10 protein-coding genes are annotated in these 11870 nt (G+C 49.5%); 1 reads left to right on the top strand and 9 read right to left on the bottom strand.

Annotated elements, in window-relative coordinates; genetic code table 11:
- Position 1 precedes the first annotated feature (1 nt).
- The 4 genes from AC4EHJ_RS01945 to mce form a co-directional block, all read right to left on the bottom strand.
- The gene (locus AC4EHJ_RS01945) at positions 2 to 1243 is read right to left on the bottom strand and encodes a DNA polymerase IV (RefSeq protein ID WP_490973910.1); all 1242 of its coding nucleotides are present in this window, start codon (positions 1241 to 1243) and stop codon (positions 2 to 4) included.
- A 147-nt stretch (positions 1244 to 1390) separates the two neighbouring features.
- On the bottom strand, positions 1391 to 2509 hold the full coding sequence (locus AC4EHJ_RS01940; RefSeq protein WP_490973909.1) for a M20/M25/M40 family metallo-hydrolase: 1119 nt from the start codon (positions 2507 to 2509) through the stop codon (positions 1391 to 1393).
- 17 nt (positions 2510 to 2526) lie between these two features.
- Positions 2527 to 4068, bottom strand: coding sequence for an acyl-CoA carboxylase subunit beta (locus AC4EHJ_RS01935; RefSeq protein ID WP_490973908.1), 1542 nt, complete (start codon positions 4066 to 4068; stop codon positions 2527 to 2529).
- Between the two features lie 15 nt (positions 4069 to 4083).
- On the bottom strand, positions 4084 to 4482 hold the full coding sequence (gene mce, locus AC4EHJ_RS01930; protein ID WP_490973907.1) for a methylmalonyl-CoA epimerase: 399 nt from the start codon (positions 4480 to 4482) through the stop codon (positions 4084 to 4086).
- A gap of 166 nt (positions 4483 to 4648) precedes the next feature.
- On the opposite strand from mce, the gene prli42 reads away from it, so the two are divergent.
- Positions 4649 to 4744, top strand: a complete 96-nt coding sequence (prli42, locus tag AC4EHJ_RS01925) for a stressosome-associated protein Prli42 (RefSeq protein WP_490973906.1) — start codon at positions 4649 to 4651, stop codon at positions 4742 to 4744.
- Positions 4745 to 5303: 559 nt separating this feature from the next.
- On the opposite strand, the gene AC4EHJ_RS01920 is transcribed toward prli42, so the two are convergent.
- The 5 genes from AC4EHJ_RS01920 to AC4EHJ_RS01900 all read right to left on the bottom strand — a co-directional run bounded on the left by AC4EHJ_RS01920 (position 5304) and on the right by AC4EHJ_RS01900 (position 11811).
- Positions 5304 to 6287, bottom strand: a complete 984-nt coding sequence (locus AC4EHJ_RS01920; RefSeq protein WP_490973905.1) for an aromatic acid exporter family protein — start codon at positions 6285 to 6287, stop codon at positions 5304 to 5306.
- 105 nt (positions 6288 to 6392) lie between these two features.
- Positions 6393 to 6833 carry a BrxA/BrxB family bacilliredoxin gene (locus AC4EHJ_RS01915; RefSeq protein ID WP_490973904.1) on the bottom strand — a complete coding sequence of 147 codons (441 nt, stop codon included), beginning with the start codon at positions 6831 to 6833 and terminating at the stop codon, positions 6393 to 6395.
- 67 nt (positions 6834 to 6900) lie between these two features.
- Positions 6901 to 7968: a methylmalonyl Co-A mutase-associated GTPase MeaB gene (gene meaB / locus AC4EHJ_RS01910; protein WP_490973903.1), complete on the bottom strand. Its 1068-nt coding sequence runs from the start codon at positions 7966 to 7968 to the stop codon at positions 6901 to 6903.
- Entirely contained in the window at positions 7968 to 10115 is a 2148-nt protein-coding gene (gene scpA, locus AC4EHJ_RS01905; RefSeq protein ID WP_490973902.1) for a methylmalonyl-CoA mutase, read from the bottom strand. The genes meaB and scpA overlap by 1 nt, the downstream gene beginning before the upstream one ends.
- A 1-nt stretch (position 10116) precedes the next feature.
- On the bottom strand, positions 10117 to 11811 hold the full coding sequence (locus AC4EHJ_RS01900) for a methylmalonyl-CoA mutase family protein (protein ID WP_490973901.1): 1695 nt from the start codon (positions 11809 to 11811) through the stop codon (positions 10117 to 10119).
- Positions 11812 to 11870 lie beyond the last annotated feature (59 nt).

Raw genomic sequence — 11870 nt, 5'->3', positions numbered from 1 at the left:
CCTACTTTCTATCGTGGTCGTGGTCATCCAAAAAATCCTTGCTGAAACTGGTTTTGGAATCATACGAAGTTTTTTTGTATTTCGCGCCTTTAATAAGCACGCTTTTGCCGAATTTAGCTTCCAATTTCGACATCAGCTCCAATAGCGGTTCTTCTTTTGCGTGTTCTTGAAAATTAAAGATGGACAATTGTTCCGTCATGTCCCCTTTGTCAGCAACGTTCGACACCGTTACGCCGACCAGCCGCAGCGCTTCGCCGTTCCAATGCTTTGTAAACAGCTGCCATGCGTTGCGGAAAATGTCATCCGCTTTCCAAACAGTGTTTTTCAGCGTGATGCTGCGTGTGCGGTTTTTCCAATCGGAACTGCGCGTCTGGATGCTGACAGTCGGTCCGGATAGCTCTTTTGACTCCAGCCTGTTTGCCACTTTTTGGGACAGCCGTTTGAATACCGCTTTTAATTCTGTTTCATCGGTTTCGTCAATCGGCAACGTCGTCGAGGTGCCGACACTTTTGGTGTCATAGATCGAATCAGGGTCGACAAGGCGGTCATCAATGCCATTTGCCCGATTCTGCAGCCGCAAAGCATTCTTGCCCATTTTTTCTTTCAATAAGCCATTATTGGCTACTGCCAATTCGCCGATGGTTTCAATGCCCAGACGCTTGAATTTGGCTGCCGTGCTTTCGCCTACGCCGTGCATATCGATAACTGGCAACGGCCATAATATTTGCTGGATGTCCCGTTTCCGCAAAATCGTGATGCCGAGCGGCTTTTTCATATCGGAAGCGGTTTTCGCCAGAAACTTATTCGGCGCAATGCCGATGGAGCATGGCAAATCCAGCTCAGAAAGCATGCGCTGTTGGATTTCCTTCGCAAGTGCAACCGGATGATGCAACTCTGCCAGGTCCGTAACATCGACATAGCCTTCGTCGATCGACACCGGCTCGACGCTGTCGGTATATGAGCGCAAAATGTCGAACATCGCTTTTGATGCGGTCCGGTAACGTTCAAAGTTCGGCGCCATCAAAATCAAGTCCGGAAATTTGCGCTTCGCTTCATGGACTTGCATCGTCGTGTAGATGCCGTGAGCCCGAGCTTCATAAGAACACGTCACAATGATGCCGCGCCGCTCTTTCGGGTTTCCCGCAATCGCCAACGCCTTGCCTTTCAGGCTTGGATCGTGGGATTGCTCCACCGATGCGTAAAAACTATTCATATCGATATGAAATATCACTCGACCCGCCATGTTAATCGCTCCACTTTTCATTGACTTCTATTGCTTTATTTTACCACAGCGCCCGGTCGTATGCCCGTACCGCTCCTGCCATGGATTGAGGGCAAGCAAAAGAGAGGGCGGGACCGCCCTCTCTTTTTGACGTGCTATTTTAACGCTCTAGACTTTAGCGGACTCTTTGACAATTTCCACTAAAAGCTCAGCCAGCTTCTCGAGTTCTTCGATCGGCATGCGCTCTTTTTTCGTGTGGATCTCTTCATAGCCAACGCAAAGATTGACCGTCGGAATGCCGAAACCGTTAAAGATGTTGGCGTCGCTTCCGCCGCCGCTTGTCAGCACCGGTGAAGGACGGCCAATTTTCGCCGCCGCTTTTTTCGCGATTTCCACGACCGGTTCAGTTTCTGCGAAATGAAAGCCCGGGTACATCAGCTTTACTTCTGTTTCTGCGCTTCCGCCCATGCTTTCAGCCATTTCTTCAAAGACCGATTCCATATGAGCTGTCTGCGCAGCCAACTTTTCTTCCTTGATAGAACGGGCTTCCGACAGGATATGTACTTCATCGCAGACGATGTTCGTCGCTTTGCCGCCTTCGAAACGGCCGATATTCGCCGTCGTTTCCGAATCGATGCGGCCCAAAGCCATTTTTGAAATGGCTTTAGCCGCAATGGTGATAGCGGAGATGCCTTTTTCAGGCGCAACGCCCGCATGAGCTGTCTTGCCATGGATTGTAGTCCATAATTTCGCTTGGTACGGCGCAGAGGTGACAATGCCGCCAACTTGCCCGTCGCTGTCGACTGCGTAGCCGTATTTCGCGAACAGGAGTGAGGCATCCAGTTCTTTTGCTCCCACAAGACCGCTTTCCTCGCCAGCCGTGATCACCAATTGAATATCGCCATGTTCTATCTCGGCTTCCTGAATCGAACGGATCATTTCAAGCAGCGCCGCTATGCCTGCTTTGTCATCCGCACCGAGAATCGTCGTGCCATCGGATTGCACATAACCATCGCGCACCACCGGCTTGACGCCCCTGCCCGGCACAACCGTGTCCATATGCGCCGTAAAATAGATGGCTGGAACGTCCTGTGCAGCGCCGCGCAATGTGGCAATTAAATTATTCGCGCCGTGGCCGTTATGGAAAGATGAATTATCTTCTGCTACATGAAACCCGATCGCTTCTAATTTGTGTTTTAACACAACAGCAATTTCGCCTTCATTTTTCGTTTCGGAGTCGATCTGCACCAACTCAAGAAATTCGTTCAGTAATCTATCTTTTTTCAAGATTGGTACCCCTTCTCTTATAAAGGCATATTGCCATGTTTTTTCGCTGGCCGTGAATCTTTCTTATGGCGCATCATTTCAAGCGCCTGTATTAATTTAATGCGTGTTTCGCGTGGATCGATCACATCATCTACCATGCCCGCAGCCGCTGCAACATAAGGATTCGCAAATTTCTCGCGGTATTCCTCGATTTTTGCTGCGCGTGTTTCTTCTGGATTGTCGCTCGCCGCTATTTCGCGCGCGAAAATAATGTTCGCTGCGCCATTAGGTCCCATAACCGCGATTTCCGCATTCGGCCATGAATACACCAAATCCGCACCGATCGATTTCGAGTTTAACGCGACATATGCGCCGCCATAAGCTTTGCGCAAAATAACCGTCATTTTTGGCACGGTCGCTTCAGAATACGCATACAGGATTTTTGCGCCGTGGCGGATGATGCCTCCGTGTTCTTGCTTGATGCCTGGGAAAAAGCCCGTAACATCTTCAAACGTGATTAATGGAATGTTGAAAGAATCGCAGAAACGGATAAAGCGGGCGGCTTTATCGGAAGAATCGATATCCAGTCCGCCTGCCATGACTTTTGGCTGGTTGCACACAAGGCCAACTGTTTCGCCTTTGATGCGGGCGAGGCCTACGACGATATTGCGTGCGAATTCTGGCTGTACTTCCATGAAGCTGTCGGTGTCGACAACATCTTCCACCACTCGGCGCACATCATATGGCCGGATCGCTTCGTACGGTACGATGTCTGCCAGGTTCGGACGGTAATCGTCGTTGTCATCAACTTCAAGACGCGGAGGCAATTCCTGGTTGTTCTGTGGCAAATAGCTGATCAAACGGCGCACCATTTCCAGCACGCTTTGCTCAGAATCCGAGCGGAAATGCGCATTTCCGCTGATTGCGGTATGTACTTTTGATCCCCCAAGATCTTCCGACGAAATTTTTTCGCCTGTTACCGTTTCGATGACTTTCGGGCCGGTGATAAACATTTGGCTCGTCTTGTCGACCATGAAGACAAAATCCGTGATGGCTGGTGAATACACCGCGCCGCCAGCAGAGGGCCCCATGATTACGGAAATCTGCGGAATCACGCCGGAATAAATCGAATTGCGGTAGAAAATATGGCCATAGCCATCAAGCGACAAGACGCCTTCTTGGATGCGTGCACCGCCAGAATCGTTCAAGCCGATAAATGGAGCGCCATTTTTCGCTGCCAAATCCATGACGTTTGCAATTTTCTTCGCGTGCATTTCCCCTAACGCTCCGCCGAACACCGTGAAATCTTGTGAAAACAAATAAATCGGACGGCCGTTAACTTTACCGTAGCCGGTGACAACCCCTTCACCTGGCCCTTTCGCCATACCGAAATCCGTCGTGCGATGTTCCATAAATGGGCTCAATTCAACGAATGACCCTTCATCCACCAGCAAGTCGATCCGCTCGCGCGCTGTCAGCTTGCCTTTTTCATGCTGCTTGGCAATTCGGTCTTCGCCGCCGCCAAGCTCTATTTCACGTTTCCGGTCATACAATTCATTGATTCTTTCGTAAATGTCCATTCTCCCACTCCTCAATCATTGCTTTTCACAAAGTTCGTATAATACCCCATTTGATGATTTTGGATGCAAGAAAGCCACTAACGCACCGCCTGCTCCCGGTTTCGGCGTTTCGCTCAGCAATTGCACCCCATCTGCGCGCAGCTCCGCCATGCGTTGTTCAATGTTTTCGACACCGAACGCGATATGATGAATGCCTTCGCCTCTTTTTTCCATGAATTTAAAAATTGGGCTAGTGTCATCCATCGGCTCCAAAAGCTCCAATTTGATGTTGCCAGCATCGATGAATGCCACGCGCACTTTTTGCGATTCCACTTCTTCGATTTTCAATAAAGGGCAGCCGAGAACGTCCGTGTAATATGGGAGGACTTGTTCCAGATTCCGCACCGCTATTCCAATATGGTCGACTTTCTTCATCTTTTTCACTTCCTTTTGTATGTTCTATTTTATTGTACAGATTTGGACGCCAAAACTCTAGCTGTTCATCTATATTTAGCGGCTCAAAAGCTCTCCCTATAAATGTTTCGGAAAATATGCTATCATTTCTTCAAAGACTAAAACGTTATAAAGGAGCAATTTGTTAATGAGAAACCAAGTTTTCCGCAAAATTGTTGTCTATTCTATGATCGCCTTGATGCTTTTGTCATCATTGCTAATGGGCCTAAGCTTCATCGTATAAGTATTTAAAACCCCCAACAGATAATTCTGCTGGGGGTTTCTTTGTATATGCCATATATTAATGTCGATATTCCACAAAACAGCCCCGCTAAAACATATGCTCCTGCATCGCTGCGCTAGCTTCGTCGCAAAGAATTGGCCGAACGACCTTCGGCCAATTTCTTTCCTGCGGGCTTGCGCCGAACTAACTCGTGCTGACGCCCGAGTGGATTTCAGCACTTCGTCGCTACGCTACCCCGCGGGAGTCGGAGCTATATTGCTCCATATCTGGAAATTGTATAGAGAGTGCAGCAATTGTATCATTACCTCACTTCTATAAAAGAAATAATTTGGTTTGAGATTCACCTTTAACTAAAGCGGAAGGCGGCGACTCCTGCGGGATAGCGAGACAGACGAGACCCTGCAACGGGTTTTCATGTCCCGAAGCTAGCGTAGCGATGCAGGGACAGGAGCGCAGCGACGAAGCGGCTCGGCGCTCGCCCGCGGAACGCGTCCGCCTGAAGCGAAATCAAAAACCTATTAATAGTATCTCAACAACCAATAAAAAAACCAGCGGAAGCCTATGCTTCTGCTGGTTTTTTATTGGTGAATCCTTGATAAGACGACTTGATCTCCAAATAGCTTTCCATTTCCTCGATCACTTGGTACAGTGCCGCCATTGCCAGAAACTTTTCATGGTTGTCGGGCAACGGCATTTTGGCGAAGTCCGCTTTCACTGCGTCGAGTTTGCCAAGGTATTGGTCAGCCGTGTTGCCTGAATGGACGTGTGCTGCTAAATCCTCGAGAAATTCAGCCACTAGATGGGATTGTCCGACCTCGACTGGCAGCTCGGTAATTTTTGGAAGGATGCGCTCGATAATGTCGAGCTGTTGCTCCCGCATATCGAAATAACGGTAGTATTTGTTCTCTAACCGGGTGACATGATTTTCAACGTCCTGGTAAGCAAGCGCTTTTGCTTTTTTCACCAGCTTTTCGCTTTCCATCAATTCAGCGCCGCTCCATGACGATTCGCCTTGGTGCAGGTAATTGGCGATTTCCTTGAAGATCGTAGAGTACAGCATCTCGATCTGATTGCGGTAATCATCCAGTTTTTTCTCAATGCTAGGCATGTAGATATTGACCGCGAGCGCGGTGCCAAAGCCGATGGCCATGAGCGCAACTTCGTTCAGCAAAAGGCCGCCTGTCAAATTTTTCGAGTCGTAGATGTGCAGCAAGATGACCGCACTTGAAACAAAACCATCTGAAAATCTCAGCGACACCAAAACTGGGATGAACAGCAGAATCATGACGCCGAACACGATTGGATGGTAAGCGATGCCTTCAAAAAAGACGAATGCGTAGGCGATGCCGATGAGGCTTGCGACAAAACGCGAAAACGCTGCCCGGATGGACTTTTTCTTTGTCGGCTGAATGCAAAGAATTGCCAGTATTCCAGCTGATACATAATAATCCAATTGCAAAAGCTGCGCCAGGTATATCGCAATTGCGGCGCCAGCCGCTGTCTTCATTGTCCGATAGCCAATTGAAAAACGCTTCAGTTTCATGTTCCGCTCCTCTTTTTAGCCAGATTCTGTTCATTTTCATCGATTTCATTGATTGAGAAAACGCTTTCTATAAAAAAATGCCCCTATAAAAGGGGCATGTTTGCATTAAATTTCATTGCAATGTTTTTCGAACAATTCCTGGATGTGTGTGATAACAGACATCGGGTCATGCCCTTCGATTTCATGGCGGCCGATTTCCTCCACCATTTTTCCGTCTTTCAACAAGACGAATGACGGTGATGACGGCAAGTGGTCATCGCCGAAAATATGGCGCGCTTGTGCAGTCGCTTCTTTATCTTGTCCAGCGAAAACTGTCAATAGACGGTCCGGGCGTTTGTCGTAATGCACGGAATGCAATGCTGAAGGGCGTGCAATGCCACCTGCGCATCCACAGACCGAGTTGATCATAACGAGGCTCGTGCCGGGTTGTGCAAAGGCTTCATTGACCTCTTCTGCAGTTTCCAATTGTGTATAGCCGCCGTCTACTAATTCCTGGCGCGCTTGTTTAACGATATCGTTCATCATAAAGTTAAAATCCATAGCCATCCGTTAACAACTCCTTATTATTTCCTCTTTCAATCATAGCAGGACTTGAAAAGACTTGCAAAAAAGCTTACTCGAATAAATCCGTTATGGCTTGTGATACGGTGAGCTCATCTTTCAGGACTTGCTGCTCGAGCGTTTTGACCTTGTCGCTGCGCTCCCGATCGCCGTAGAAACGGCTCAGCAATTCATCAGTAATCATCGAACGGAACCAGTCTTTCGTCTGGTCCTGACGGCGCACATTGAAATAACCGCTCACTTTGACCGTATCCTCGAATTGTTTCACCATATCCCAAATTTCTCGGATTCCTGTTTCTTCAAGTGAAGATGCCGGCAGCGCCTGCGTTTTCCAGCCTTCAGTCGCCCGCTGCAGAAAATGTAGAATTCCTTTGTATTCGCGTACAGTCTTCTCAGCAAGCTTCATGTTGTCTCTGTCCGCTTTGTGGACAATGATAGCGTCAGCCAATTCCAGAATGCCTTTCTTCATGCCTTGGAGTTCATCCCCCGCACCAGTTAAAACAAGCAGCAAAAACATATCGACCATTCCGCGCACCAAAGTCTCGCTTTGGCCGACCCCGACAGTTTCCACCAAAATGACATCATAGCCTGCCGCTTCGCAGAGCAGCATCGTTTCGCGTGTCTTCTTGTGGACGCCGCCGAGCGTTCCGGCAGTCGGCGACGGCCGGATGAACGCTCCTGGATTTCTTGCCAGGTTTTCCATCCGGGTCTTATCGCCAAGAATTGAGCCGCCGGTAACCGACGAACTCGGGTCGATGGCGAGCACTGCCACTTTATGGCCCAGCCGCGTCAGCATTTCGCCGAAGGTTTCGATGAACGTGCTTTTGCCCGCTCCCGGCACACCGGTAATGCCGATGCGAATGCTGTTTCCGGTATGCGGCAGCAGCTGATTTAACAAGTCCTGACCCATTTGCTTGTCTTGCGGATTCGAGCTTTCCAGCAGCGTAATCGCTTTGCCCAAATGGATGCGCGATCCACTCATCACCCCTTCAGCCAGTTCAGCTGTTTTGAAGCCCTGCGCCTGCGGCTTCTTGAATTTCTTGCGCGGCGCAGACTGCATGCCGTCGTGACTGGCTTTGACGCCTCCCATGACCCGCCGGGATCCTTTTTCGCGGTCCATCAGTCGGCCACTTCCTCATAGCCAAGACGGCTGTATATCTCTTCAATGACTTTTTGTGCCGCAACCGGGATGACCGTTCCGGGTCCGAAGATGGCGCTCGCTCCGTTATTGCGCAGGAACTCATAATCCTGCGCCGGAATGACGCCGCCGACAACGATCAGGATGTCTTCACGGCCGATTTTCTTCAGTTCAGCTGCCAAGTCCGGAACCAATGTCATATGCCCGGCTGCCAGCGAACTGACGCCGATGACGTGGACGTCATTTTCCGCAGCTTGTTGCGCAGTTTCGGAAGGCGTCTGGAACAACGGCCCGATATCCACATCAAATCCAAGGTCCGCGAATGCTGTCGCGATGACTTTCGCTCCACGGTCATGACCGTCCTGCCCCATTTTTGCAATCAGGATGCGCGGACGGCGCCCTTCGTTCTCAATAAAGTCTTCCGTCATTTCTTTGACGGTTTCCATTTCCTGCTGATTCGAGAAGTTCGAACTGTATACGCCACTCACTGAACGGATCACCGCCTTATGCCGTCCGGAAGCCTCTTCAATGGCATCCGATATTTCACCTAATGTTGCGCGATTTCGTGCCGCTTCCACCGCACATTCCAGGATGTTTTCTTCCCCGGTTTTAGCCGCAGCTGCCAGACGGCGCAATGCCACGCCGACTTTCGCACTGTCACGCGTCGCTTTCATGCGCTCGATGCGCTCGATCTGCTTTTTGCGCACCATTGTGTTGTCGATGTTCAAAATGTCAATCGGGTCTTCTTCATCCAATCTGTAGCGGTTGACGCCGATAATGATTTCTTCGTTCGAATCGATTTGCGCCTGTTTTTTCGCAGCCGCTTCTTCGATGCGCATTTTAGGCAAGCCGGTTTCGATCGCTTTCGCCATCCCGCCAAGCTCTTCAACTTCTTCAATCAATTGCCAAGCTTTCTCCATCAATTCATTGGTCAACGATTCGACGTAATACGATCCGCCCCATGGATCGATGACTTTGGTCATTAAGGTTTCTTCCTGCAGGAATAATTGCGTGTTACGGGCAATGCGGGCAGAAAAGTCGGTTGGCAAAGCAATGGCTTCATCAAGTGCATTTGTGTGCAGCGATTGGGTATGGCCCATTGCCGCCGCATTCGCTTCGATCAGCGTACGCGTGACGTTATTGAACGGATCCTGCTCGGTCAAACTCCAGCCCGAAGTCTGGGAATGTGTTCGGAGTGCCAATGATTTGTCGTTTTGTGGATCGAACGATTTCATCATTTTCGACCAAATGGCGCGGGCTGCACGCATTTTCGCGATTTCCATGAAATAGTTCATGCCGATGCCCCAGAAGAATGACAGGCGTGGTGCAAAAGCATCGATGCCAATGCCGGCTGCAAGGCCGGTGCGGACGTATTCCAGTCCGTCGGCAAGCGTATACGCCAATTCAATATCTGCCGTCGCTCCCGCTTCCTGGATATGGTAGCCGGAAATCGAAATCGAGTTGAATTTCGGCATTTTTTCGGACGTGTATTTAAAGATATCTGCAATGATTTTCATCGACATTGCAGGTGGGTAAATGTACGTATTGCGCACCATGTATTCTTTTAAAATATCATTCTGGATCGTGCCGGCAAGTTGCTCCGGCGACACGCCTTGCTCTTCTGCTGCCACGATGTAAAAGGCCATAATTGGCACAACTGCGCCGTTCATTGTCATTGACACCGACATTTGGTCGAGCGGAATGCCATCAAACAAAATTTTCATGTCTTCAACACTGTCGATGGCGACGCCGGCTTTACCGACATCTCCAACAACGCGTGGATGGTCGGAATCATAGCCGCGGTGCGTCGCCAAATCAAATGCGACTGAAAGCCCTTTTTGGCCCATTGCCAAATTGCGGCGGTAAAAAGCATTGCTTTCTTCAGCCGTTGAAAATCCGGCATATTGGCGCACGGTCCACGGACGTGATACGTACATCGTCGGGTAAGGGCCGCGTACATTCGGGGCAAAACCAGGCAAGCTGTCTTCAACGCCTTCCATGTCTTGCGGTGAATACACCGGTTTGACGGCGATGCCTTCATTCGTTTCAAACGGTTCTTTTTGAACCCCTTCTTGAAGCTCTATAGCCAATTGCTGTAAATCGACATTTGAAAAATCCGGTTTTGCCATGTTAGAAGGCCTCCTTTCCAAGACTTAAGATCGCTTCTAATTTCGAATTGATGTGTTTGCCGCCGTAAATGGAATCGGTGACGCCGTGTTTACTCCAAAATTCACTGCGTTCTTTCGGGATTCTGCCTGCAACATCAATGGCGGCAGACGTTTCCAAGCTTGGCAGAATGGCATCAATGACGTCTGCCGGAGCGCATAGCACAGCATAATCAATGTGGTTTTCCTGCAAGAATTTATTGACTTCTTCTGCAGATTTAATTTCCGGACTGATCAATGGTTCAATCCCTGCCACCGCAAGGAAACCGACGACGAAATCCGATTGGGATTTCACTGTTTTTAACGGTGCCAGGTGGATAATTGCCGTTTTTAAAATACATTCTTTGGCGAGTGCACGCATTTTCTCAAATGGCGCAGCTAAGCGCTTCGCAGTGATGTATTCGAGATGGCTTTCGTCGATTGTGCCGTCTTTGACCGCTTCCTGTGGGTCAGCGTAGACATTCGTGCCGATCAAGGAAGCATTGCGCAAAGCGATCTGCTTTTTGCGTTCCAGCCATTTGGCCTGCATGTCGTCTGCCAGCCAGCCGGACTGCATAACTTCCGTATAGCCGCCCGCTTCTTCGATTTCAAGAAAGTATTGCCAAGCTGCTTCTACGTATTCCTGCGTCAGCGACTCGATGTAATATGAGCCGGCTGAAGCGTCCAAGACGTGGGCCGCATGTGCTTCTTCTTTGATGACTAGCTGGACATTGCGCGCAATCCGGCGGCTTTGGCCATTCGGCCCCGTCAGAAAATCATGCGGATGCACAGTATGCGCGTTCGTTCCCCCAAGGATAGCGGAAAAAGTCGAGTTGCCTGCTCTCAGTAAATTGACGTAAGGGTCCAGTTTTGAATAAGAACGTACCGATGTTTCCGTAAAGACCGGAACAGCCGGCGCTTTTTCGCCGTACGCTTCGCAAAATGCATTCCACAACACACGAAATGCGCGGAGCTTAGCGATTTCCTGGAAAAATTGCGTGTCGACTGCAAAACGCACCCAGATTTTTTCTGCCTGTGCATTGAAATTGTCGGCTTCCATCGCTTCTGCCAGCATGCTGAGCGCGACACCAAGTTCATGGATAATCGTTCCGCCAGCGCCATGCACCGGAATCAGATCAACCATCAGCGTGCGTACATTCGGTGGCGCAGTGACAACGAAATCAGACTGAATCGCCCCTTGAACATGCCTAAGCTGCTGTTCATCAATAAAGTCAAACACCCGCAAGATGCCGTTATCATCAGATCCCAATTTAAAATACAGCGGATGCGTAATGATGAGACCCGCGAGCTCTTGCAATTCCATATCTGTCCATTGCAGATTTTTTTGGCTCGTGTAAACGATTGTTTCATTGCCGCGCGCCAATTCTTCTTTAGCTGCTGCTAAAAAATCCGCTGCTGTTTCGTAAGCGGTTTCTTGGGCAACGAACCAGCCTGGCAAGCGTTTGCCGTTCTGCACAGCTGCCGCTTGGCTCTCGGCAGCATGGCCACGGCTCTCAAACATTTCTTTTGTGTATAACGGTTCTAAGGTAATGCCTTCTATCGTCGGAGTTTTCAAAGTTTCATCCAGCGGTTTGCCTTTCAGCGCTATTTCAGCCGCTTCCCGCCAGTCTTCATATGTACGTTCGGAAAATTGGGTCTTTTTCATCGATTCGATAGTCAAGCTGTTCCCTCCCTAAAGGTCTCTTTATTCATTTTACCCGACTATCCACAGACATAAAA

The sequence above is a fragment of the Planococcus sp. TJ-301 genome, assembly GCF_058268475.1.
This window is presented reverse-complemented; position numbering and strand designations above follow the sequence as displayed.

Bases quoted from the DNA above. Each gene is read 5' to 3' on its own strand.
- meaB (WP_490973903.1), bottom strand. From the start codon at position 7,968: ATGGACCGCGAAAAAGGATCCCGGCGGGTCATGGGAGGCGTCAAAGCC.
- AC4EHJ_RS01920 (WP_490973905.1), bottom strand. From the start codon at position 6,287: ATGAAACTGAAGCGTTTTTCAATTGGCTATCGGACAATGAAGACAGCG.
- AC4EHJ_RS01915 (WP_490973904.1), bottom strand. From the start codon at position 6,833: ATGGCTATGGATTTTAACTTTATGATGAACGATATCGTTAAACAAGCG.
- AC4EHJ_RS01935 (WP_490973908.1), bottom strand. From the start codon at position 4,068: ATGGACATTTACGAAAGAATCAATGAATTGTATGACCGGAAACGTGAA.
- scpA (WP_490973902.1), bottom strand. From the start codon at position 10,115: ATGGCAAAACCGGATTTTTCAAATGTCGATTTACAGCAATTGGCTATA.
- mce (WP_490973907.1), bottom strand. From the start codon at position 4,482: ATGAAGAAAGTCGACCATATTGGAATAGCGGTGCGGAATCTGGAACAA.
- prli42 (WP_490973906.1), top strand. From the start codon at position 4,649: ATGAGAAACCAAGTTTTCCGCAAAATTGTTGTCTATTCTATGATCGCC.
- AC4EHJ_RS01945 (WP_490973910.1), bottom strand. From the start codon at position 1,243: ATGGCGGGTCGAGTGATATTTCATATCGATATGAATAGTTTTTACGCA.